This is a genomic window from Amycolatopsis sp. NPDC051373, assembly GCF_040689465.1.
Taxonomy (GTDB): domain Bacteria; phylum Actinomycetota; class Actinomycetes; order Mycobacteriales; family Pseudonocardiaceae; genus Amycolatopsis.
The window spans coordinates 1-18,587 of record NZ_JBFBAE010000043.1; the positions used below are offsets into that span (position 1 = coordinate 1).

An 18,587-nucleotide genomic window follows, 5' to 3' on the forward strand; every position below is an offset into this window, starting at 1 on the left:
CGCGATCCGCTCATGCACCCGATCCAGCTGATCCATCACCACATCGACCACCACCACGATGATCTACCACAACACCAGCAACTGCCGTTGCAGTACTAGGCGACCAGCGAAGCCACATCCTCCGCGCAGCCCCACGCCAGCGTGATCCCCGCGCCGCCGTGGCCGTAGCAGTGGACGATGTCGCCGACGCGTTCGAGCCGCACACTCGGCCGCCCCGGCCGCAGCCCCACGCGCGTGCCGAGCACGGCGGCGTCGGCCAGCCGCGGCTCCAGCTCCCGGCACCGGCGCACGATCGCCGCCGCCACGGCGGCGTCCGGCTCGAGGTCGTTGCGGCCGATCTCCTCGGTGCCACCGCACACGACGTGGCGGCCGTGCGGGATCACGTACGTCAGGTCGCCGTCGGCCTCTTCGACCGACCACGACGTGAGCCCCGGGTCGGCGAGGTGCACGACCTGGCCGCGCACCGGGACGAGCGTGTCGTCGCCCGCGAGGGTGCCGCCGGCGAGGCCGGTGGCGTTCACGACGACGTCGGCGTCGAGGTCGGCCGGCGAGGTGATCGTGCGGTACTCGGTCCGCACGCCCAGCGCGGCGACCTGCTCGGCCAGCCACGTCAGGTACACCGGCGTGTCCACGGGCGCCGTGGTGAAGGCGAGCACCGAGCCCTCGCGCGACACGTCGGTCATCGCGGTCAGCCAGGGCGGGTTGGGCACAGCTGAAGGGACACGAATCCAGCCCGGCAGGAACCGGATCCCGGGCGCGGCCAGCAGCGAGCGGTACACGCCGACGGTGGTCTCGGTCCAGCGCACCACGCGCTCGTCCGGCCGCGCCACCGGCGGGTAGATCAGCCCGCCGGCCACGGCCGACGTCGTCTCGGCCGGTTTGCCCGCCGTCACGACCGTGACGCTGTGGCCTGCCTCGGCCAGCCGGTACGCGCAGCTCAGCCCGACGACCCCGCCGCCGGCCACGGTGATCCGCATGCCGCTCCCTCCGCTCGTGCTCCCGCCCGTGATCGTGGCCGAAGCCGGGCCACCGGCGCCACCCGCCATCCGCGTAGGCTCGCTCCGGGGAGGGGAGAAACCGTGAGCCGCATTCCGGCGCTCGTCGCCGTGCTCTGTGCGCTGGCGACCGTCGCACTGGGACTCGTCTACGCGGGCGGGCACTCCCCCGGCGCGCTCGACGCGGGCGCGGCGCAAGCGATCGCCGGCCTGGGCCACACCACGCTGAACGTGCTGGTGCTGCCGACCGAGCCGTACGTGCTGATCCCGGCCATCGTGGTCATCGCCGGCGCCTGCCTCTACCTGCGCCGCCGCACGGACGCGCTGCTGGCCGTCGCGGGCCCGGCGCTCGCCCTCGCGCTCAACACCTGGGTGCTCAAGCCGCTGTTCGACCGCTGGAAGAACGACATCCTCGTCTACCCCAGCGGCCACACGGTGAGCCTGGTGACCGTGCTCGTGGTGCTGGTCCTGGTGGCAAAGCCGAAGGTGGTCACCGTCGTGCTCAGCGTGGTTCTCCTGTGCTGCGCGGCGATCGGCATGATCGGCCTCGGCTACCACTACCTCACGGACATCGTCGGCGGCACGTTCTTCGCCACCGCCGTGGTGACCGGGGTGCGCGCCGTCACACCGCGTCGCGTGCCAGCGCCGTCAGCCGGCTGACCGCCCGCAGGTACTTCTTGCGGTAGCCGCCGTTCACCATCTCCTCGGTGAACAGCTCCGGCAGCGGCACGCCCGACACCACGACGGGGATCGCGCGGTCGTAGAGCCGGTCGGCGAACGCCACGAGCCGCAGCCCCACGTTCTGGTCCGGCGCCGGCGTCACGTGCTTGAGGTGCACGCGCCGCACTCCGTCGAGCAGCTTGCCGTAGCGCGACGGGTGCAGCTTGGCCAGGTGCGCCACGAGCGCGTCGAAATCGTCCACAGTGGACCCCTCGTGCGCGGCGGCCGACGCGTCGAGCTCCTCGTCGCTCACCGGCGGCGGCGCGTCGGGCAGGCCGCGGTGGCGGTAATCCGGCCCGTCCACGCGCACGACTTCGAAGCGGCGTGAGAGCGCCTGGATCTCGCGCAGGAAGTCCTCGGCGGCGAAGCGGCCCTCGCCGAGCTTGTGGGGCAGCGTGTTGGACGTCGCGGCGATGTACACACCCGCGTCGGTGAGCTCCTGCAGCAGCCGGCTCACGAGCGTGGTGTCGCCGGGGTCGTCGAGCTCGAACTCGTCGATCGCCAGCAGGCGGTGCTCCGACAGCCGCCGCACGGCCTCGGCGAACCCCAGCGCGCCGACGAGGTGCGTGAGCTCCACGAAGGTGCCGTATGCCTTGGGCGAAGGCGCGTCGTGCCACGCCGACGCGAGCAGGTGGGTCTTGCCCACGCCGAACCCGCCGTCGAGGTAGAGGCCCATCGGCCCGGCCGGGGCGGCCTCGCCGCCGCCGAAGAGCGAACGCAGCCGGGACTTCTTCGCCGGCCGGTCTCCGATGCGCCCGGCGAACGCCGAACACGACTTCACGGCGGCGGCCTGGCTCGGCTCGTCGGGGTTCGGGAGGTACGTGGAGAACCGGGCCTCGCCGAACCGCGGCGGCGGCACCAGCGAGGAGATCAGCTCGTCGGCCCCGAGCTCGGGAAACCGGTCGGTCAGGGCAGCTGCGGGCATGGCTGCAGAGCCTAGCCAGGCCCCGCGCGCGGGCGGTCCGGGTGTCCGCACCCGCGTATCCCCCGGTCGGGGCCGGGTCGGTGCCCGTGCTGGGATAGCGGGCGTGCGGAGCGTGTGGCCACCATCACCGGGCGGGACCGGGCCCTTGTCCGACGAGGATCTGGAGCGCGTCTACAGCTACCCCGAAGACCTCACCGACCCGTTCGTGCAGGTCAACTTCGTGGCGTCGGCCGACGGCGCGGTGGCCGTGGACGAGCTGTCGAAGGGCCTTTCGCACCCGGCCGACCGCCGTGTGTTCCTGCTCGCGCGCGACCTCGCCGACGTGATCCTCGTCGGCGGCGGCACCGCGCGCGCCGAGAACTACCGTGGCGCCCGGACCAACGCGGTGCGCTCGGCCCGTCGCGCGCGGCTGGGTCTGGCGCCGGTGCCGCCCATCGCCGTCGTCACGCGGACGGGCTCGCTCGACCCGGCGGGCCCGCTGTTCACCGACACCCGCGTGCCGCCGTTGGTCGTCACCACTTCGCGCGCCGACACCGCGGCGGTGCGGGAGGCCGGAGCCGACGTGCTCGTGGCGGGCGACGAAGACGTGGATCTGCCGAGAGCGCTGGCGATGCTGACCGAACGCGGCCTGCGGCGCGTGGACTGCGAAGGCGGGCCCGGGTTGTTCGCGGCGATGATCGCGGCCGACCTCGTCGACCAGCTTTGCCTCACCGTCGCCCCGCTGCTCGTCGGCGGCGCCGCGAGCCGGATCGCGGCGGGACCGGTCGCGCGGCCACCGCGCCGGATGGAGCTCGCGTCGATCCTCGTGGACGACGGCTTCACGCTGCTGCGCTACCGGCGGGGCCGCGGCTGATGGCCGACAGCGAGGCGCTCGTCGCGGCCGCGGCGGCGGGTGACCACGCCGCGTTCGACACGCTGGTGCGCCGGCACACGCCGATGATGTACCGCGTCGCGCTGCGCATCACCGGCAGCCCGGCCGAGGCCGAGGACGTGGTGCAGGAGGCGTGGCTGGCCGCGTGGCGGTCGCTCGCGACGTTCCGCCGCGAGTCGGCGGTGTCCACGTGGCTCTACCGCGTGGTCACCCACGGCGCCGCTCCAGGCGACCCTCGAGGTCATCCGCCGGGGCTCCATGCGGGACATCACCGCGCGCACCAAGACCGAGATCCGCGAACTGTTCCACGAGCTGGAGATCATCCCGTCCAGCGCCGCCGGCGACGCCGACATCGTGCCCGTGGCCGAGTGGTGGGCCGACGGCCCGCGGTACACGAAGCCGACGATCGCGCAGCAGATCATCGCGGGTGGCGTGGCGCGCAAGCTCTGAATCTCCGAACCTCTGTTCCGAGGCCGCATCCCTGGCGGCCACGGTCGTTTCCTCGCCCCGAACCGACCGCTCACCGGGCCGAACTCACCCGTTCGAGTGACCCGCCGTGAGCTTTTCCCCGGTTCGGACATCGTAGGAGTGGGCAAGCTTCCGGCGCCGACACCAGTGGCGCCGTCCCCCACCGACAGCGAGGAGCGAACTCCATGGTGCAGCCGATCCCCCGCCGGGCCGATGTTCCGGGAACCGCGATCACCACGCCGCTCAACGAGGAGGGGTCCGCGGGCCGGACCACGATCTCGTCGCTGGTGGTGCAGAAGGTCGCCGGGCTAGCGGCACGCGAGATCGCCGGTGTCCACGCGCTCGGCGGCGGGGTGTCGCGCGCGTTCGGCGCGCTGAAGGAGCGGATCCCCGGCTCCGGCACCACGTCCACCGCAGGCGTCGCCGTCGAGGTGGGCGAGAAGCAGACGGCAATCGACCTCGACCTGGTCGTGGAGTACGGCGCCCGGATCGTCGAGGTATCACGAGCCGTGCGGCGCAACGTGATCGAGGCCGTGGAGCAGATCACCGCGCTCGAGGTGATCGAGGTGAACATCGCGGTCAACGACGTCCACCTGCCCGACGAGGACGACGAACCCGAATCCTCCCGCGTGGAATAGCACCGCGCGACTCTCCGACCACCCAGCACCAGGAGGAAACGTTGAACGCAACGCAGACCGGGATCCTCGCCGGGCTGATTCTCGGCCTCGCCGCAACCCAGGGGTTCACCGCCTTCCTGGTCACGTTCGCCGTGGGGGTCGTGGGGCTGGTCATCGGCCGCGTCGTCGACGGTGAGCTCGACCTCGGCGACCTCTTCGGCCGGGGCCGCGACAAGTGACCGGCCAGCCGCTCCCGGTCGACCTGCCGCGCGGCGACCTGGCCGAACCCGAGGAGCGCGGCAGCCTCAGCATCGCCCACGCCGTGGTACGCAAGGTCGCGCAGCACGCCGCGGACCTCGTGCCCGGCACGGTGCAGACCGAACGCCGCGTCGCCGGCCTCACCCGCGGCCGATCCGGCGCGAGCGCGAAGGTCGGCGGCGAGGACAACGACGTGGACCTGGCGCTGGAGCTGGCGTTGCGGTACCCGGCGCCGGTCCGGACCGTGACGGGTGACGTGCGCGCGAAGGTCACCGAGGAGGTCGAGCGGATCACGGCGTACCACGTGCGCTCGATCGCGGTGACCGTTTCCGCGCTGCTGCCCGACGCCCGGCCGCGGGTGCGCTGATGCGGTTCCTCGTGCGGTTCCTGTCCACTGTGCTCGGTCTGGCCGTCGCGGTCGGCGGAGCCCTGCTGGCGATCGAGGTCGGGTGGCGCTGGTGGCAGCCGGGCCGCGCGCCGCTGATCGTGCCGTGGGAACGCTGGCGCGAAGACCTCGCCGCGCTGCCGTGGACCGGCACGTCCGTGCGGGTCACGGCGGTGATCGTGCTCGTGGCCGGGCTGCTGTTCGTGCTCTTCGCCCTCACCGCGGGCAGCCGTGCCGTGCGGATGGCCGACCCGGCCGACGGGATCTGCGTGAGCACGTCGCCGCGGGCGCTCGCGCGCCTGGTCGGGCTCGCCGTGCGCGCGCAGGCCAACGTCACCGGCGCGAGCGTGACGGCGAGCGCGCGCAAAGTGCGCGTGCGTGCGACCAGCCGGCTGGAGAACGAGGAACAGCTGCGGCCGCGGCTGCTGGAGACCGTCGCGACGGTGCTGGACGACGTCCCGCTCGAACGGCGGCCGAAGGTGTCCGTGGTCGTCGACTCACCGAAGGACCGCCGATGAGCCGCTCCACCGCAAGCCGCGCCCTGGGCCGGTCCCACAGCGCCGAGCGCACGCTGACGTTCCTGACCGGCCTGGTCGCGGTCCTCGCGGGCGCGGCCGCGCTCGTGGTCGGGCAGGGCTGGCTCGGCGAGTTCCGCGCGCAGCGGCCGCTGCTCGATCCGATGGCCGTGAGCTGGCTGGCCGGGCACCAGCTGTCCGCGCGGATCGGCGCCGTCGTGCTCGGCGTGCTGCTGTTCGTGCTGGGGCTGTGGTGGTTCTTCCGCTCGCTGCGCCCCGAACGCCGCCCTGACCTGGCGCTCGACGAGACGCCGGGCGCCGAGCTCATCGTGACCGCCGGCGCGCTCGCCGGTGCGGTGCAGACCGACGCCGAGGCCATCGCCGGCGTCACCCGGGCGAGGGCGCGCGCGGTCGGCACGTCCGCCGAACCGGCGCTGCGCGTGACGCTGTGGCTGAGCGAAGGCACCGACGTCCGGCGCATCTGGACCGACCTCGACACATACGTGCTCACCCGCGCCCGCGAGGCGCTCGGGATCGACTCGCTGCCCACGGCCGTGCGGCTCGAACTCGACACGACGGGCCCGGCACGCGTGCGCTGACCGCGCGTTTCGCACAGAATGCCCGCATGGCCCTCCCCGTGCAGGCTCCGATCAAGCCCATGCTCGCCAAGCCGGCGAAGGCGATCCCCGACTCCGGCGGGCTGCTGTTCGAGCCCAAGTGGGACGGGTTCCGCTGCCTGGTCTTCCGCGACGGCGACGAGCTCACCCTGCAGTCGCGCGCCGAAAAGCCGCTCAACCGCTACTTCCCCGAGGTCGTGGAGCGGCTGCTGGCGACGCTGCCCGAGCAGGTCGTGCTCGACGGCGAGCTGGTGGTGGGCCGCGGCGGCAAGCTCGACTTCGACGCGCTGACCGAGCGCATCCACCCGGCCGACTCCCGCGTGCAGCTGCTGGCCAAGGAGACGCCCGCGGAGTTCGTGGCGTTCGACGTGCTCGCGCTCGGTTCGGAGTCCTTCATGGACGAACCGACGTCGGCGCGGCGAGCGCGGCTGGAAGGCATCGCGGGCGACGGCGTGCACCTCACGCCGGCCACGACCGACCCGGACACCGCGCGGCACTGGTTCGAGCTGTTCGAGGGGGCGGGGCTTGACGGCGTGATCGGCAAGCCGCTCGACGAGCCGTACTCGCCGGGCAAGCGCGTGCTGTTCAAGTACAAGCACTCCCGGACCGCGGACTGCGTGCTGGCCGGGCTGCGCTGGCACGTCGACGGCGGGCCTGGTGAGGCCGTCGGGTCGTTCCTGCTCGGGCTGTACGACGCCGACGGGCTGCTGCACCACGTCGGCGTGGTCGGCTCGTTCCCGGTCAAGCGTCGCCGTGAGCTGGCCGAAGAGCTGGCCCCGCTGATCACCGACGGCGAGGGCCACCCGTGGGTGGGCGACGCCGTGCGCGAGGGCCAGCGGATCCCGGGCGGCATCACGCGCTGGCGCTCGACCGAGCACGCGTGGGTACCGCTGAAGCTGGAGCGCGTGGTCGAGGTGGGCTACGAGCACACCGAGGGCGGCGAGCCCGCGCGGTTCCGGCACACCGCGCAGTTCAAGCGGTGGCGCCCGGACCGGGAACCGGCGTCTTGCGGCTACGCGCAGCTGGACGAACCGGCGCGCTACGACCTGTCGGCGGTGTTCCGCGGCGAAGTCGTGCGGACCCGCTAACTTCCGCGTCACACCCGGCGTGCCAAGCTCGTCGGACAGCTCCACCGATACCACGTGAGGACCAGCCCGTGCGCCGCCGTTCCACCAGCCGCCCCCGCCTGCGTGCCCTGGTGGCAGTGCTGGTGGCAGCGCTGACCGTCGCGGGCTGCACCACGGGACCGTCGGTGCGCCCGGCGGTGGTGGACAACGACGGTCAGGCCACGCAGCCGCCGGCCCCCAGCGCCGCGCCCGTGCCGCTGCCGCCGCTCGCGCAACCGCAGTCGCCCAGCCTGCGCTGGACCGACTGCGACGACGACACCCGCCAGCGCATGGGCTCCCCCGCCGCGCCGGCCTCGCTGCACTTCACGTGCGCGCGCCTGACCAGCCCGCTCGACGCGCCCGACGACACGCAGCACCTGCTCGCGCGCATCCTCGTGCTCAAGGCCGGCGACGGCCCGATCCCGCTCGTGGTCGTGAACGACATCGGCGGCGAACCCGGCTCCGTCTTCGCCGCGCGCCTGGCCTCGCAGCTGCCGCCCGCGTTCCTCCAGAAGTTCTCGCTGATCGGCGTGGACCGCCGCGGCACCGGCCTTTCGGGCGGCGTGCAGTGCGTGCCCCCGGAGGCACGAGAAGCGCTGCTCGGCGCCGACCCGGCCCAGGGCGACCTCACGGACGTTCTCGACGCCTCCCGCCGCGCCGGCCAGCAGTGCGCCATCGACCTCGACACGGCCCAGACGGCGCTGGACAGCTGGCGCACCGCCGGCGACCTCGAACAGCTGCGGACCCAGCTCGGCGTGCCGCACCTCAACGCTCTCGGACGCGGTGATGGCTCGAAGGTGCTGTCGGAGTACGCCGTGCGCTATCCCGCGCAGGTGGGACGGATGGTTCTGGACGGCTTGCCGGATCCTGGTCAGGACCGTGCCGCGGTGCTGGACGCTGTCGCCGCGGGTGCGCAGGCGACGTTGGACGCGTTCGGGGCCGATTGTGCGGCTCGTGGGTGTGCGATGGGCGATCCGAAGGCCGCGTTGAAGGCGGTGACCGACCGCTTGCGTGCGGCACCGGAGACGACTCCGGACGGCGTCACGGTGACTCCCGGTATCGCGACTTACGCGGTGTATCTCGGCTTGGCCGACCGGACGCGGTGGCCGGCGCTTGCCGATGCGCTGGCTGCGGCCAAGTCCGGCGATGTGACTGCGCTGGAGTCGTTCGCGGACCCGGTGATCGTCGATGCGCAGGGCCGTACGTCGCGGATCGGCGGGGTGCTGGCGACTCGGTGCAATGACGCGGCTACCCGGCTGCCTGCCGACCAGATCAACAAGGTCGACGAGGGGATGCGGGCCAAGTATCCGCAGTTCGGGTCAGCTGTGGCGCAGGAGCTCGCGTGGTGTGGGGCCTGGCCGGTGCGTCGCGAGCCGCTGCCTGCTGCCGGGGCGCCTGGTGCGCCACCGATTCTGGTCGCCGCGACGGCTGCTGACCCGGTGACGCCGGAGATCGGGACGACGCGGGCTGCGGATCAGATGCCGAGTGCGGTGACCATCTCGTGGCAAGGGGCCGGGCATGGGGCAGTCGGGCAGTCGCCTTGTGTGACGTCGGCTGTTCAGGCGTTTTTGATCGATGGAAAGGTTCCTACTGACGGGACTCTGTGCCCGGCTTGACAGGGGGTTCACCGTGACCGACAGCACTGTGGCCGAGGTGCTGGCCGAACTGGCCGCCCTGGAGGACCCGAGGTCTCGGGCGGTGAACGAGAAACATGGCGATGACCATGGGGTGAATCTCGGTAAGTTGCGTGCGCTGGCCAAGAGGTTGAAGACGCAGCATGAGCTTGCCGTTGAGCTCTGGGCTACGGGGGACACAGCTGCGAGGCTGGTGTCATTGCTGATTTGCCGGCCGAAGTTGTTCGAGCGTGTCGAGTTGGACACCATGCTGCGTGGGGCTAGGACGCCCAAGGTGCATGACTGGCTCGTGGCCTACGTCGTGAAGAGAAGTCCTCACGTCGAGGAGCTGCGGGTTGCCTGGTTCAGTGATTCGGATCCGATCGTGGCCAGTGCTGGGTGGGCGCTGACTACTGATCGTGTGGCGAAGGCTCCTGATGGGCTGGATCTCGGTGGGTTGCTGGATGTCATCGGGGGTGAGATGAAGGATGCGCCCGAAAGGTTGCAGTGGGCGATGAATCATTGTCTTGCGCAGATTGGGATTGAGCATCCGGGTTATCGGGGTCGTGCGGTGGGTATTGGGGAGCGGTTGGGGGTTTTGAAGGATTATCCGACGCCGGCGAATTGTACGTCGCCGTATGCGCCGGTTTGGATTGCTGAGATGGTTTCTCGTAAAGTCGAGTAGTTACGGCTCGGCGCGCGGGGCGCACCATTGCCGCATATAGGGATGGGTGGTGGGGCACCCCGATTTTTAATTGTCACGACGGTAGAGATCGGCTTGTCAAGGCGGGAAAGAGTACCTTGACAAGCCGATCTCTACCGTGTTGGGGAAAAGAATCGGGGGGCCGGCCGGGGGAAGGTTGCGGGGAGGGGTTGGGAGTTCGTGAGTTGCGTTGCCGGGTGAGGGGTGGGTAGAGGCAAGAACACGGGGGCCTTAGGTGGGTGCAGCCAGCTGCGTTGCCGGGCGGACGCGGGCAGGGACAAGAGCGCGGGCAGCTTAGGTGGGTGCGGCCAGTTGCGTTGCCGGGTGAGAGGTCGGTAGAGGCAAGAGCACGGGCGGCTTGGGCGTCAGCGAGTTGCGTCGCCGGGTGGTTATTGAGGAGAGGCAAGAGTCGCCGAGGTGAGTGGGGGGTGGCGGGTTGCGCGTGCGGCCGGGAGCCGAGAGGTCGCAAAAGCCGCCGAGGCGGGTGCGGTGCAGGCGGGCGGCGGGCGAGGAGTGACAACAGCGCCCCAATGCGGCATTCGGTGCATTGCAGGCAACCGGCGGGGCGTTCGGGGCGTTGAGTGCAACGAACGCCGCTTTGGGGCGCAGGATAGGGGCTGGGACTCAGCGTTTCGGCGCTAGACGTCCGGCTAACCGAGGGGCGCATCACCAGCCGGAAGCGGCAAAAATGCTCAGAATTGAGAAAACCGGGGCCGCATAACCTGACCGCGATTCAAAGCCAACCAAACCACCGAATTGCGTCGCCCTTGCCCCACTCAACCACCACCTGGCAACGCAACCCACCAGCGCACTATCCCCTCCCCGCAACCTTCCCCCGGCCGGCCCCCGATTCTTTTCCACAACACGGTCTGGGTCGGTTTGTCAAGGTACTCTTTCCCGCCTTGACAAACCGACCCAGACCGTAGTGACAATCAAAAATCGGGGTGCCCATCCACACACCCCTATATCCGGCAATGGCGCGCTCCGCGCGCCGAGCCGGACAACAAGAAAACCCTACTGCCGATACCCCTCAACCTCACCCACAGACCGCACCGACGCCTCATCCGGGTTCTCGTGGAACTCCGTCCGAGCCCGCCGCTGCCTCAGCAGGTCCCAGCACTGGTCGAGCTCCTGCTCCACCTTCGTCAGCTGCGCCTGGTCGTCACCGGACAGCCCGGTACCGACCGAACGCGACCGCAGCTGGTGCTCTTCCGCGATGAGCTCGTCGATGCGGCCCAGGATCTCGCCGTTGGCCATGGGTGGTCCTCCTCACCTCGTACTACCGGCCCATGACGCTACCCGCCGCCGGGGAATTCCCGCCCGGCGCCGTCCGTTGAATCCACCATGAGCACCGTTGAGCTGACCACCGCCAACTTCGACCAGACCGTGACCGACAACGACTTCGTCCTGATCGACTTCTGGGCGAGCTGGTGCGGGCCGTGTCGCCAGTTCGCGCCGGTGTATGACAAGTCGTCGGAGAAGCACTCCGACATCGTCTTCGCCAAGGTCGACACGGAGGCCGAGCAGCAGCTGGCCGCCGCGTTCGACATCCGCTCGATCCCGACGCTGGCCGTGATCCGCGACAAGACGCTGATCTACGCGCAGCCGGGCGCGCTGCCGGAGCCGGCTCTGGAGGACCTCATCCGCCAGGCTCGCGAGGTCGACATGGACGAGGTGAAGAAGGCCGCCGCCGAGCAGGCCGAGCAGGCCGCCCAGGAGCAGGCCTGAAGCACCGCCCCGAGCAAGGGGTCACAAACCACGAAGGCCCCCTCAACCACGGATGAACGTGGTCGAGGGGGCCTTCGCAGGTTCTCAGGAGCGGGTGACGAGCCCACGCAGGAAGAACGCCAGGTTGGCCGGACGCTCGGCGAGCCGGCGCATGAAGTAGCCGTACCACTCGTCGCCGCACGGCACGTACACGCGCATCGTTCGCCCCTCGGCCGCGAGGTTCTTCTGCTCCTCCGGGCGGATGCCGTAGAGCATCTGGAACTCGTGGTCGCCGGGTTTGCGGCCCGCGTCGGCGGCCAGCTCCTTCGCGATGGCGATCATCCGCGGGTCGTGCGAGGCGACCATCGGGTAGCCCTCGCCCGCCATCAGCACGCGCAGGCAGCGCACGTAGGACTTGTCGACGTCGGCCTTGTCCTCGAACGCCACCGACGAAGGCTCCGCGTAGGCGCCTTTGCACAGCCGCACGCGCGACCCCGGGCCGGACAGCTCGCGGCAGTCCTGCTCGGTGCGCTTGAGGTAGGCCTGCAGCACCGCACCGACCCACGGGTACTCGCCGCGCAGCTCCCGAAGGATCTGCAACGTCGAGTCCGTGGTGGTGTGGTCCTCCATGTCGAGCGTCACCGTCGCGCCGACGGCCTCGGCCGCCGCGCAGATCTTGCGCGCGTTCTCCAGCGCCACGCCCTCGCCGTCACCGGGCAGGAACTGGCCGACGGCCGAAAGCTTCACCGAGACGTCGGCACCGGCGGCCAAGCCCTGGTCGGCGAGCGCCGAGAGCAATTCCTCGTAGGCCCGGACCGTGGTGGCCGCCTGGGTGGCGTCGGTCGTGTCCTCACCGAGGTGGTCGATCGTGATCGACCGGCCGTCGGCGGCCAGCTCGCGCGCGGCGCGCACGGCGTCGGCGGTCGTGGACCCGGAGACGAAGCGGCGCACGACGGATCGCGTCGCGGGCACTGCTTCGATCAACGCGCGCATCCGCCGGGATCGGGCGGCGGCGAGCAACGGGGCACGCAGCATGGCGGTTTCTCCCTCAGCCCTGGTGCGGGTAGCGCACGGCGGTCGGCGGCACGAACGTCTCCTTGATCGAGCGCGGGCTCGTCCAGCGAAGCAGGTTGAAGATCGAACCGGCCTTGTCGTTAGTGCCCGAAGCGCGGGCCCCGCCGAACGGCTGCTGCCCGACGACGGCGCCGGTCGGCTTGTCGTTGACGTAGAAGTTGCCCGCCGTGTAGCGCAGCGCCTGCGAGGCCTTGGCCACGGCGGTGCGGTCGTTGGCGATCACGGAACCGGTGAGCGCGTAGGCCGCGGTCTCGTCGATGACCTTGAGCATCTCGTCGAACTGCGCGTCCTCGTACACGTGGACCGACAGGATCGGGCCGAAGTACTCGGTGCTGAAGATCTCGTGCTTCGGGTTGCTCGACACGAGGACGGTGGGCTGTACGAAGTAGCCCACGCTGTCGTCGGCGGTGCCACCGGTGAGGATCTCGACCTCGCTGTCGCCCTTGACCCGCTCGAACAGCGACGCGTGCTTGTCGAACGCGCGACGGTCGATCACGGCACCGCCGAAGTGCGCCAGGTCGCTGACGTCGCCGTAGGTGATGGCCTCCGTCTCGCTGACCAGGCCGTCCTTCAGCTGCTCCCACAGGCTGCGCGGCACGTACGCACGCGAAGCCGCGGAGCACTTCTGGCCCTGGTACTCGAAGGCGCCGCGGACCAACGCCGTGCGCAGCACGTCGAGGTCGGCCGACGGGTGCGCGAGCACGAAGTCCTTACCGCCGGTCTCGCCGACGAGACGCGGGTAGCTGCGGTAGCCGGCAATGTTCGCGCCGACGGTGCTCCAGAGGTGCTGGAACGTCGGCGTCGAGCCGGTGAAGTGGATGCCGGCGAGGTCGCGGTGCGTCAGCGCCACCTCGGACACGGCCTTGCCGTCGCCCGGGAGCAGGTTGATCACGCCCGGCGGCATGCCGGCCTCTTCGAGCAGCCGCATGGTGAGGTGCGCGGCCAGGCTCTGCGTCGGCGACGGCTTCCACAGCACGGTGTTGCCCATCAGCGCGGGCGCGGTGGGCAGGTTGCCGGCGATCGCGGTGAAGTTGAACGGCGTGATCGCGTAGACGAAGCCCTCGAGCGGGCGGTGCTCCATGCGGTTCCACACGCCGGGCGAGCTGGCGGGCTGCTCGGCGAGGATGCGGCGGCCGAACTCGACGTTGAAGCGCCAGAAGTCGGCAAGCTCGCACGCGGAGTCGATCTCGGCCTGCGTCGCGGTCTTCGACTGGCCGAGCATGGTGGCGGCGTTGATTGTCGCGCGCCACGGGCCGGTCAGCAGGTCGGCGGCGCGCAGCAGCACGGCGGCGCGGTCGTCGAACGACAGCGCGCGCCACTCCGGCGCGGCTTTGCCGGCGGCGACGATCGCGTCCTTCGTGTCCTGTTGAGACGCGCTGGAGATGGTGCCGAGCACGTGGCTGTGGTTGTGCGGCTCGACGACGTCGATCTTCTCGCCGCCCCCGGCGCGCTGCTCGCCGCCCACGGTCACGGTCAGGTCGACCGGACCGGCCTGACCCAGTTTCTTCAGCGCCCCTTCCAGCTCGGCGCGCTCGGCGCTGCCCGGTGCGTAGGTGTACACCGGCTCGTTCTTCGGGGTCGGTGTCTGGGTCACGGCGTCCACGGCGGCTCCCTCTGGTCTTTCTTCTGCTGTGCTTCCCGGTACTGCTGCTCTGTACTGCGGGGATGCCCGAACGGTAACTCCGGAAAGCGCTGGCAGGTTTGTCCGACCGGCTAGAATCATGGTGATGAACTTGTCCGATCGGATGAAGGTGATCCGATGACAGCGGAAGCGTCCGACGGCTTGCCCGCCACCTCGCTGCGCCACGTGCTGGCGACGCTGGGCGAGCCGCTCGTACGGGTGCTCGTGGCGCCGCAGGGGTTGGGCGTGCGGGTCGACGACGTAGTGATCCTCGACCCCGAAGACCCGCCGGAAGCCCACCCTGGTGACCTTGTGCTGGTGATCGGCGCGCGCGGCCGGGCGGCGGCCGCGGCCATCCGCGCGGCCGGGCGCGGCGGGGCGGCCGCGGTGGCCGTGAAGGGCGAGGGCGGCACGGACGTGGCGGCCGACGCGGGCGTCGCGCTGCTCACCGTGGGGGCCGAGGCGCGGTGGGAGCAGGTGGAGGCGCTGGCGCGCGGGGTCGTCGACGCGGCCCGCGCCGGCGGCGAGGCGGAGACCGGCGAGGTGCTGGGCGACCTGTTCGCCCTGGCCCAGACGGTCGCGACGCTCACCGGCGGCCTGGTCAGCATCGAGGACACCGCGAGCCGCGTGCTGGCGTACTCGCGCTCGTCCGACGAGGTCGACGAGCTGCGCCGGCTGTCGATCCTCGGGCGCGAGGGACCCGAGCGGTACCTGGCGATGCTGCGGGAATGGGGCGTCTACCAGCGGCTACGCGCGGGCGAGGGGATCGTGCGGATCGACGAACGGCCCGAGCTGGGCATCCGCCGGCGCATCGCGGCCGGCATCCACGCGGGATCGCAGCCCCTGGGCACGATCTGGGTGCAGGAGGGCGCCACGCCGCTCACCGAGCAGGCGGAGGTGGCGCTGCTCGGCGCGAGCCGCTCGCTGGCGCCGCAGCTCATCCGGGCCCGCACGCTGCCGAGCCCCCAGCTGCGGCTTCGCGAAGACCTGCTGGCCGGGCTGCTGGAAGGCCGCGTCGACGCCGAGTCGGTGGCCGACGACATCGGCGCCGATCCCGCGCGGCCCGCGCAGGTGCTGACGTTCGCGTTGTCGTCGACCGGGCCCGCCGCGTCGGACCGGCTGCTGCGGCGCGCGGAGCTGGTGCACCTGATCGCGGTGCACACCGCCGCCTACCGGCGCAGTGCCCTGGTGAGTGTGCTGGGCGCGCGCGTCTACGCGTTGCTGCCCGACCTGCCGGAGCATTCCGACGCGGCGGTTCTGGCTCTGGCCAAGGAGATCGTGACGGCGGCGGAGCGGCACCTCGACGTGCCGGTGCGTGCCGCGCTCGGTGGCGTGGTCCCCCGGCTGTCCGACGCAGCGGCTTCCCGGGGCGACGCGGACCGGGTGCTACTCGCGATGGCGCGCGGGCGCTGGCCCGAAGCCGTCGCGTCGCTGGCGGATGTGCGCGCCGACGTGCTGCTGTCGGAAGTGCTGGCGTACCTCGCGGACCAGCCCCGCATCCGCGATCCGCGGCTGACCGAGCTGCTGGCGCACGACGCCGACCACGGCGGCATTCTCGTGCCGGCGGTGCTCGCGTACCTCGACGCGTTCGGGGATGCGCGCGCGGCCGCGAAGGCGTTGAACATCCACCCGAACACCGTGCGGTACCGCGTGCGGCGGGCGGCGGAGGTGTCCGGTGTCGACCTCGGGGATCCGGCCCAGCGGCTGCTCACGCAGCTGCAGCTGCGGCTGTAGAAACCTTGTGCGGGGCGGAGTGCGGCCTCGCTAGGGTGCGGCATGGATCTTTTCCCCCGGGCCTGGGGCGCCCTGCAGGAAGCCGTCCACTCTCTCGACTACGCGCAGTGGGTCTCGCCGTCCGGCTGCGCCGGGTGGCTGGTGCAGGACCTCGTGTTCCACCTGGTCATCGGTGCGCAGGACATCCTCATCACGCTCGTGACGACCACCGACGCGCCCGCGACACGCGACGCCGTGACCTACTGGGAGCCCGGCTCCCCCGGCGACGGCACGGACGCCGAATCGGCGTTCGTCCGCCGCGGCGCCTCGGCGTACTCGGGACCAAAATCGCTGCTGCACCACTTCGACGACCTCGCCGTCGCCGCCGGGAAAGCCGCGGCGGCTGCGGATCCCGCCACTCGCGTGGAAACTCGCGACGAGGTGCTGACGGTCGCGGACTTCCTCACGACGTACGTGGTCGAAGCGACGCTGCACCACCTCGACCTGACGCTGCACCTGTCCGATGTGGACGGTCCACCGGCGTCGACACTGGCAGCGACGAGGGCGATCATGGAGGGCGTTGTCGGGCGGCCGTTGCCTTCGGAAGACGACCGGGAGGCGCTGCTGTTCGCCACGGGCCGGCTGCCTGCTCCGGCGGAGTTCACTCCGGTGGCGCTGGGATGATCGTCTGGCTCAACGGGACGTTCGGCTCCGGAAAGACCACGACCGCGCGGGAGCTCACCGGGCTGCTGGGGGCGCGGGTGTTCGACCCGGAGTACGTCGGGTACCTGCTGCGCGTGCCGTTTCCCGAGCCTGAGGGCGATTTCCAGGACCTCGACCTGTGGCGACCGCTGGTGGTCGAGACGCTGGCGCGGGTGCACGCGCACACCGGCGGACCGCTCGTGGCCCCGCAGACGATCCTCGTCGAGCGGTACGCGCGCGAGATCTTCGACGGGCTGTCCGCGCGCGGCATCACCGTGCACCACTTCGTGCTGCACGCGAACCGCGACGAGCTGCTCCGGCGCATCGAGGCCGACGAACCGAGCATCCGGCAGTGGCGGCTGGATCACCTCGACGCGTACGAGAAAGCCCTGCCGTGGCTCAAGAAATCGGGCACGGTGCTGGACACAGTGGACACACCGCCGACCGAGGTGGCGCGCACGATTTCGGCCGCGGTGAACTGAAGAAGGTGAGCTGAGGGGTGGGGCAGCAGCGCTTCTGCCCCAGCCCCGCGCGTCACGCCGTGACGAGGCTGAACCGGCGGCGTTCGACGTCGATCTGCTCGATGCGCACCGACAGGCGGGCACCGACTTCAGGAGCGGCGCCGCGGTCGGTCACGAGCAGGCCCTGGATGCCGGGCGCCACCTCGACGAACGCGCCGAACGGCAGCTGCTGCACGACCACGCCGTCGAGCACTCCGCCCGCGGCGTGCTCGGACAGCCAGGAGCGCCAGGTGGTTTCCGCGGCGCTGGTTTCCGATGTGGGCAAACGATTTCACCTCCCTTCGCGAACCGCAGGAATGTCCTCGGAAGTTCGCTTCGGGAGGGTGGGCCACGGGCCCACCGGGGGGTCACGGCAAGGCCGGGTACCCCGTCTGCTCACGGCTCTCGGCCGACCCGGCAGTCATGCGTTCACCGTAGCAGTGTGTTCCGCCGCGGGTAAGCGTTTTTAGGCTGAGACCGAAAGCCCGGCCAGCTCCGCGAGCGCGGCGAACGACTCGACGCGGGCAGCCTGGTCGTAGGTACTCGTGCTGACCAGGAGCTCGTCGGCCCCGGTGGCCTCGACCAGCTCGCCGAGCCGGTCGGTCACCTCGGCGGGGGTGCCGCCGATCTGGCTCGCGACGATGTCGTCGAGGCGCGAGCGTTCGCGGTCGGTCTTGGGCAGCGCCAGGATCTCGTCGACGGGCGAGAGCGGCGGGAAGACGCCGTGGCTGCGCGAGTACACCGTCGACCACGCCTCGGGCACCAGCAGCCGGCGCGCCTGTTCGCGGGTATCGGCGACGGCGACCGATGTCGACACGACGACATGCGGCTCGGTTCCCGCTCCTGCGAACGTGTCCCGGTACCGGCGGATGGCCTCGACCATCGCCCGCTCCCCGCGCGCCGGCGCGATCACCAGCGGCAGGCCCAGCTCGGCAGCGAGGTCCGCGCCGGAGCCGGTGGCCAGCAGGAACGTCGGCAGGCTCAGCCCTTCGGCCGGGATCGCGTGCACGCCGGGGTAAGCCGTCTGGTCGCCGCGGAAGAACGCGAGCAGCTCGCGCACCTGGCCGCCGAAGTCCTCGGCCGCCTCGCGCCCCTGCCCGAGCGCTTGCCGCACGCCGTCGGTGAAGCCCACCGACCGGCCCAGCCCCAGATCGATCCGGCCCGGGAACAGCGATTCCAGCACCCCGAACTGCTCCGCGACGACCAGCGGCCGGTGGTTCGGCAACATCACGCCGCCCGTGCCGACGCGGATCCGCGACGTCACCGACGCGACCGCCGCGGCCAGCACCGTCGGCGCCGACCCGGCCACCCCGGGCACGCTGTGGTGCTCCGACACCCAGAACCGGTGATACCCGAGCGCCTCGATGTCCCGCGCGAACGCGACGGTGTCCCGCAGCGCCTGCGCGCTACCCCGCCCGCGCCTGGCGGGCGAACGGTCGAGCACGGAGATCCGGAACGTCACCTCTGGATCAACACG

General features: G+C 71.3%; 22 protein-coding genes and 1 pseudogene. 16 read left to right on the forward strand and 7 right to left on the reverse strand.

The window, feature by feature from the left end; translation table 11 throughout:
- Positions 1 to 95: 95 nt before the first annotated feature.
- The gene (locus AB0383_RS46555) at positions 96 to 977 is read right to left on the reverse strand and encodes an FAD-dependent oxidoreductase (protein ID WP_366190904.1); all 882 of its coding nucleotides are present in this window, start codon (positions 975 to 977) and stop codon (positions 96 to 98) included.
- A gap of 102 nt (positions 978 to 1,079) precedes the next feature.
- Here AB0383_RS46555 and AB0383_RS46560 point away from each other — a divergent pair, with 102 nt between their 5' ends.
- A complete protein-coding gene (locus AB0383_RS46560; RefSeq protein ID WP_366190906.1) occupies positions 1,080 to 1,655 on the forward strand; it encodes a phosphatase PAP2 family protein in 576 nt (191 codons plus the stop codon).
- Here AB0383_RS46560 and zapE read toward each other — a convergent pair.
- Positions 1,618 to 2,640: a cell division protein ZapE gene (gene zapE / locus AB0383_RS46565; protein ID WP_364188275.1), complete on the reverse strand. Its 1,023-nt coding sequence runs from the start codon at positions 2,638 to 2,640 to the stop codon at positions 1,618 to 1,620. The two genes, AB0383_RS46560 and zapE, sit on opposite strands and share 38 nt — an antisense overlap.
- A 103-nt stretch (positions 2,641 to 2,743) precedes the next feature.
- Between zapE and AB0383_RS46570 the strand changes: the two genes are divergently transcribed.
- The 11 genes and pseudogenes from AB0383_RS46570 to AB0383_RS46620 all read left to right on the forward strand — a co-directional run bounded on the left by AB0383_RS46570 (position 2,744) and on the right by AB0383_RS46620 (position 9,775).
- Entirely contained in the window at positions 2,744 to 3,493 is a 750-nt protein-coding gene (locus AB0383_RS46570) for a pyrimidine reductase family protein (RefSeq protein ID WP_364188273.1), read from the forward strand.
- Positions 3,493 to 3,732: pseudogene (locus tag AB0383_RS46575) on the forward strand (sigma-70 family RNA polymerase sigma factor); the annotation flags it as partial. The gene AB0383_RS46570 and the pseudogene AB0383_RS46575, both read left to right, overlap by 1 nt.
- 37 nt (positions 3,733 to 3,769) lie before the next feature.
- A complete protein-coding gene (locus tag AB0383_RS46580) occupies positions 3,770 to 3,961 on the forward strand; it encodes a hypothetical protein (protein ID WP_366190988.1) in 192 nt (63 codons plus the stop codon).
- Positions 3,962 to 4,164: 203 nt separating this feature from the next.
- Complete coding sequence (locus AB0383_RS46585) at positions 4,165 to 4,617, forward strand: Asp23/Gls24 family envelope stress response protein (protein WP_364188270.1); 453 nt, start codon at positions 4,165 to 4,167, stop codon at positions 4,615 to 4,617.
- Between the two features lie 41 nt (positions 4,618 to 4,658).
- Positions 4,659 to 4,835 (forward strand): hypothetical protein, encoded by a 177-nt coding sequence (locus AB0383_RS46590; RefSeq protein ID WP_220238397.1) that lies wholly within the window; start codon positions 4,659 to 4,661, stop codon positions 4,833 to 4,835.
- Entirely contained in the window at positions 4,832 to 5,221 is a 390-nt protein-coding gene (locus tag AB0383_RS46595; protein ID WP_364188267.1) for an Asp23/Gls24 family envelope stress response protein, read from the forward strand. The genes AB0383_RS46590 and AB0383_RS46595 overlap by 4 nt, the downstream gene beginning before the upstream one ends.
- Positions 5,221 to 5,757: a DUF6286 domain-containing protein gene (locus tag AB0383_RS46600; protein ID WP_364188264.1), complete on the forward strand. Its 537-nt coding sequence runs from the start codon at positions 5,221 to 5,223 to the stop codon at positions 5,755 to 5,757. Before AB0383_RS46595 ends, AB0383_RS46600 begins: the two co-directional genes overlap by 1 nt.
- Positions 5,754 to 6,353 (forward strand): alkaline shock response membrane anchor protein AmaP, encoded by a 600-nt coding sequence (locus tag AB0383_RS46605; RefSeq protein ID WP_366190911.1) that lies wholly within the window; start codon positions 5,754 to 5,756, stop codon positions 6,351 to 6,353. The genes AB0383_RS46600 and AB0383_RS46605 overlap by 4 nt, the downstream gene beginning before the upstream one ends.
- Before the next feature lie 26 nt (positions 6,354 to 6,379).
- Positions 6,380 to 7,459, forward strand: coding sequence for an ATP-dependent DNA ligase (locus AB0383_RS46610; protein ID WP_364188258.1), 1,080 nt, complete (start codon positions 6,380 to 6,382; stop codon positions 7,457 to 7,459).
- A gap of 68 nt (positions 7,460 to 7,527) precedes the next feature.
- Positions 7,528 to 9,093 (forward strand): alpha/beta hydrolase, encoded by a 1,566-nt coding sequence (locus AB0383_RS46615; protein WP_366190913.1) that lies wholly within the window; start codon positions 7,528 to 7,530, stop codon positions 9,091 to 9,093.
- A 13-nt stretch (positions 9,094 to 9,106) separates the two neighbouring features.
- Complete coding sequence (locus tag AB0383_RS46620) at positions 9,107 to 9,775, forward strand: DNA alkylation repair protein (protein WP_366190915.1); 669 nt, start codon at positions 9,107 to 9,109, stop codon at positions 9,773 to 9,775.
- Positions 9,776 to 10,807: 1,032 nt separating this feature from the next.
- Here the strand turns inward: AB0383_RS46620 and AB0383_RS46625 are convergent.
- Positions 10,808 to 11,050, reverse strand: a complete 243-nt coding sequence (locus AB0383_RS46625; protein ID WP_366190917.1) for a DUF2630 family protein — start codon at positions 11,048 to 11,050, stop codon at positions 10,808 to 10,810.
- A gap of 87 nt (positions 11,051 to 11,137) precedes the next feature.
- Between AB0383_RS46625 and trxA the strand changes: the two genes are divergently transcribed.
- Positions 11,138 to 11,521, forward strand: coding sequence for a thioredoxin (gene trxA / locus AB0383_RS46630; protein ID WP_364188247.1), 384 nt, complete (start codon positions 11,138 to 11,140; stop codon positions 11,519 to 11,521).
- Positions 11,522 to 11,605: 84 nt separating this feature from the next.
- Here the strand turns inward: trxA and AB0383_RS46635 are convergent, their stop codons facing one another.
- Together AB0383_RS46635 and pruA are read right to left on the reverse strand one after the other, a co-directional pair.
- Positions 11,606 to 12,535 carry a proline dehydrogenase family protein gene (locus AB0383_RS46635; protein ID WP_366190920.1) on the reverse strand — a complete coding sequence of 310 codons (930 nt, stop codon included), beginning with the start codon at positions 12,533 to 12,535 and terminating at the stop codon, positions 11,606 to 11,608.
- Between the two features lie 13 nt (positions 12,536 to 12,548).
- The gene (pruA, locus tag AB0383_RS46640) at positions 12,549 to 14,177 is read right to left on the reverse strand and encodes an L-glutamate gamma-semialdehyde dehydrogenase (protein WP_364188242.1); all 1,629 of its coding nucleotides are present in this window, start codon (positions 14,175 to 14,177) and stop codon (positions 12,549 to 12,551) included.
- 156 nt (positions 14,178 to 14,333) lie between these two features.
- Here pruA and AB0383_RS46645 point away from each other — a divergent pair, with 156 nt between their 5' ends.
- From AB0383_RS46645 to AB0383_RS46655, 3 genes are read left to right on the forward strand one after another with little or no spacing between them, the layout of a single operon-like run.
- Positions 14,334 to 15,929 carry a helix-turn-helix domain-containing protein gene (locus AB0383_RS46645; protein WP_364188240.1) on the forward strand — a complete coding sequence of 532 codons (1,596 nt, stop codon included), beginning with the start codon at positions 14,334 to 14,336 and terminating at the stop codon, positions 15,927 to 15,929.
- Positions 15,930 to 15,971: 42 nt separating this feature from the next.
- The gene (locus AB0383_RS46650) at positions 15,972 to 16,592 is read left to right on the forward strand and encodes a maleylpyruvate isomerase N-terminal domain-containing protein (RefSeq protein ID WP_366190923.1); all 621 of its coding nucleotides are present in this window, start codon (positions 15,972 to 15,974) and stop codon (positions 16,590 to 16,592) included.
- On the forward strand, positions 16,589 to 17,092 hold the full coding sequence (locus tag AB0383_RS46655) for an AAA family ATPase (RefSeq protein ID WP_366190925.1): 504 nt from the start codon (positions 16,589 to 16,591) through the stop codon (positions 17,090 to 17,092). Before AB0383_RS46650 ends, AB0383_RS46655 begins: the two co-directional genes overlap by 4 nt.
- A gap of 52 nt (positions 17,093 to 17,144) precedes the next feature.
- Here AB0383_RS46655 and AB0383_RS46660 read toward each other — a convergent pair whose 3' ends face one another.
- The gene (locus tag AB0383_RS46660) at positions 17,145 to 17,396 is read right to left on the reverse strand and encodes a S1 RNA-binding domain-containing protein (protein ID WP_366190927.1); all 252 of its coding nucleotides are present in this window, start codon (positions 17,394 to 17,396) and stop codon (positions 17,145 to 17,147) included.
- Positions 17,397 to 17,576: 180 nt separating this feature from the next.
- Entirely contained in the window at positions 17,577 to 18,572 is a 996-nt protein-coding gene (locus tag AB0383_RS46665; protein WP_366190929.1) for an LLM class flavin-dependent oxidoreductase, read from the reverse strand.
- Positions 18,573 to 18,587 lie beyond the last annotated feature (15 nt).

Bases quoted from the DNA above. Each gene is read 5' to 3' on its own strand.
- AB0383_RS46555 (WP_366190904.1), bottom strand. From the start codon at position 977: ATGCGGATCACCGTGGCCGGCGGCGGGGTCGTCGGGCTGAGCTGCGCG.
- zapE (WP_364188275.1), bottom strand. From the start codon at position 2,640: ATGCCCGCAGCTGCCCTGACCGACCGGTTTCCCGAGCTCGGGGCCGAC.
- AB0383_RS46580 (WP_366190988.1), top strand. From the start codon at position 3,770: ATGCGGGACATCACCGCGCGCACCAAGACCGAGATCCGCGAACTGTTC.
- AB0383_RS46585 (WP_364188270.1), top strand. From the start codon at position 4,165: ATGGTGCAGCCGATCCCCCGCCGGGCCGATGTTCCGGGAACCGCGATC.
- AB0383_RS46600 (WP_364188264.1), top strand. From the start codon at position 5,221: ATGCGGTTCCTCGTGCGGTTCCTGTCCACTGTGCTCGGTCTGGCCGTC.
- AB0383_RS46605 (WP_366190911.1), top strand. From the start codon at position 5,754: ATGAGCCGCTCCACCGCAAGCCGCGCCCTGGGCCGGTCCCACAGCGCC.
- AB0383_RS46610 (WP_364188258.1), top strand. From the start codon at position 6,380: ATGGCCCTCCCCGTGCAGGCTCCGATCAAGCCCATGCTCGCCAAGCCG.
- AB0383_RS46625 (WP_366190917.1), bottom strand. From the start codon at position 11,050: ATGGCCAACGGCGAGATCCTGGGCCGCATCGACGAGCTCATCGCGGAA.
- trxA (WP_364188247.1), top strand. From the start codon at position 11,138: ATGAGCACCGTTGAGCTGACCACCGCCAACTTCGACCAGACCGTGACC.
- AB0383_RS46635 (WP_366190920.1), bottom strand. From the start codon at position 12,535: ATGCTGCGTGCCCCGTTGCTCGCCGCCGCCCGATCCCGGCGGATGCGC.
- AB0383_RS46645 (WP_364188240.1), top strand. From the start codon at position 14,334: ATGACAGCGGAAGCGTCCGACGGCTTGCCCGCCACCTCGCTGCGCCAC.
- AB0383_RS46650 (WP_366190923.1), top strand. From the start codon at position 15,972: ATGGATCTTTTCCCCCGGGCCTGGGGCGCCCTGCAGGAAGCCGTCCAC.
- AB0383_RS46655 (WP_366190925.1), top strand. From the start codon at position 16,589: ATGATCGTCTGGCTCAACGGGACGTTCGGCTCCGGAAAGACCACGACC.